This window comes from Brevundimonas sp. (genome assembly GCF_004210735.1).
GTDB lineage: Bacteria > Pseudomonadota > Alphaproteobacteria > Caulobacterales > Caulobacteraceae > Brevundimonas.
In genome coordinates, this window is the sequence record NZ_SDZL01000119.1 from 1 (window position 1) to 2,102 (window position 2,102).

Genomic DNA, 2,102 nt, shown 5'->3' on the forward strand with positions numbered 1-2,102 from the left:
TCGTCCAGCGTCGAGATCTCCTGGCGGATGGCTTCCCGGCGCTTCTCGAGATCGTCGCGGGCGTGGGTGTTCATCGGGCTGTCTCCTGTTTGACACGGGTAGAACCCCTGAACGCCGCAGAACGTTGCAGGCGTCACGGCCGCCGGCCCGCGCCGCCTCCAGCTTGCGACATAGCGATCCAGCCACGCCTCGCCCTGCCGCAAATCTCCCGCGCTTAGCGCTGTCGCGGAGGGGCAGACGCCCGTCGTCGCCAGAAAACGGTTGAAGGCCGGGGCGGGCTTCTTATGTTGCACTGCAACAACCGCTCCCCCGGTGAAAAATGACCTCAGTGAATTGCGCGCCCGATGACGGCGTCGCCAAACAACTCCCCAGCGCGGGCGCCGTCGCGCTTCTGCTGATCGCGCTCGCCATGGGCGGCTTCGCCATCGGCGTCACCGAGTTCGCCGCGATGAGCATCCTGCCGGACTTCGCGAAGGGGCTGGGCGTCGACGAGCCGACCGCCAGCCACGCGATCAGCGCCTATGCCGCCGGCGTGGTGGTCGGCGCGCCTATCCTCGCGGCGTTCGGCGCGCGCCTGCCGCGCTGGATACTGCTCATCGGCCTGATGGGTCTGTTCGCGATCGGCAACACGCTGAGCGCCATGTCTCCCAATTTCGAGACCATGCTGGTCTTCCGCTTCCTCAGCGGCCTGCCGCATGGCGCCTATTTCGGCGTCGCCGCGCTGGTGGCCGCCGCCGCCGTGCCGCTGAAATTCCGCACGCGCGCCGTGTCGACCATCCTGATGGGACTGACGGTTGCGACCGTGCTGGGCGTGCCTGTCGTCAACCTGATCAGCCAGGCGCATGGCTGGCGCTGGACGTTCGGCATTGTCGGCGTGCTGGCGGTGCTGACCATGACGCTGGTCGCCCTGTTCGCGCCGCGCGACCCCGCCCATCCCGACGCCAGCCCCCTGCGCGAACTCTCCGCGCTGAGTAACCGGCAGGTGTGGCTGACGCTCGGCGTCAGCGCGATCGGCTTCGGCGGCATGTTCGCGATCTACGCCTTCCTCGCCTCCACCCTGCGCGAAGTGACGAACGTGGGCCCAGACATGCTGCCGTGGGTGTTCGCCGTCTTCGGCGTCGGCATGTTCAGCGGCAACATACTCGGCGCGTGGGCAGGCGACCGCTTCGGCTTCCCGGCTGCGGCAGGCCTCCTGGTCTGGAGCGCGATCGCCCTCGCCTTCTATCCGCTCGCCTCGCAACACCTGTGGTCGATGTACATCGTCCTGCTCTGCATCGGCGCCGGCGGCGGCCTCGGCTCGATCCTGCAGACGCGGCTGATGGATGTCGCCGGCGAAGCGCAGACGCTCGCAGCCGCGCTGAACCATTCCGCCTTCAACACCGCCAACGCACTCGGCCCCCTGCTCGCCGGCATGACGGTGGCCGCAGGCTTCGGCTGGGCGTCCACCGCCTGGGTCGCCGTCGCCCTGACACTCGGCGGCCTCGCAATCTGGACCTGGGCCTGGCTCGACGGACGCAAACGCCTCGCTGCTGCTTAGTCACTGGCCTAGTCACTGGCGCCTAGCTGCCCGCCCGGATCACATCGAGAAACTGCGCGCCATAGCGATCAAGCTTCGCCTTGCCGATGCCGGTGATCCCGCTCATCGCCTCCAGCGACTGCGGCCGCGCCTCGGCCAGCGCGCGCAGCGTCGTATCGTGGAACACCACATAGGGCGGCACGCCCTGCTCCTTCGCGATCCGTGCCCGCGCCGCGCGCAACTGCTGGAAGAGCGACTGCGCCTCCTCCGGCATCTCAGACGTCTTCGCCGCCCCCCTGGCCGAACGCGCATCCTTCTTCGTACGCTTCGGCGCCACGTCGCGCCGGAACGTCACCTGCTGCTCCCCGCGCAGCACAGGCCGCGCTTCTTCCGAAAGCTTCAGCGCGCCGTGCGCTTCTTGGTCGACATAGATCAGCCCCGACGCCGTGAGCTGCCGGAACACCGATTGCCACACGCGCGGCTCGATATCCTTGCCGACACCGAACACGCCCAGCTGGTCATGGCCCAGCCGCTCGGCCCGCTCATTCGTCTTGCCCATCAGCACGTCGATCACATGCCCCGCGCC

3 protein-coding genes are annotated in these 2,102 nt (G+C 68.4%); 1 reads left to right on the forward strand and 2 read right to left on the reverse strand.

The window, feature by feature from the left end; all coding sequences use genetic code 11:
• Nucleotides 1-203: hypothetical protein (locus EON91_RS14280; protein ID WP_292096045.1), on the reverse strand; the 203-nt coding region annotated here is incomplete at its 3' end.
• 116 nt (nucleotides 204-319) lie between these two features.
• Between EON91_RS14280 and EON91_RS14285 the strand changes: the two genes are divergently transcribed.
• Nucleotides 320-1,537 (forward strand): MFS transporter, encoded by a 1,218-nt coding sequence (locus EON91_RS14285; RefSeq protein WP_292096047.1) that lies wholly within the window; start codon nucleotides 320-322, stop codon nucleotides 1,535-1,537.
• A gap of 22 nt (nucleotides 1,538-1,559) precedes the next feature.
• On the opposite strand, the gene EON91_RS14290 is transcribed toward EON91_RS14285, so the two are convergent.
• A partial coding sequence (locus tag EON91_RS14290) for an HRDC domain-containing protein (RefSeq protein ID WP_292096049.1) occupies nucleotides 1,560-2,102 on the reverse strand: 543 nt, incomplete at its 5' end.

What these genes read in the sequence shown, in the direction of transcription:
- EON91_RS14285 (WP_292096047.1), top strand. Translation starts at nt 320, where the DNA reads ATGACCTCAGTGAATTGCGCGCCCGATGACGGCGTCGCCAAACAACTC.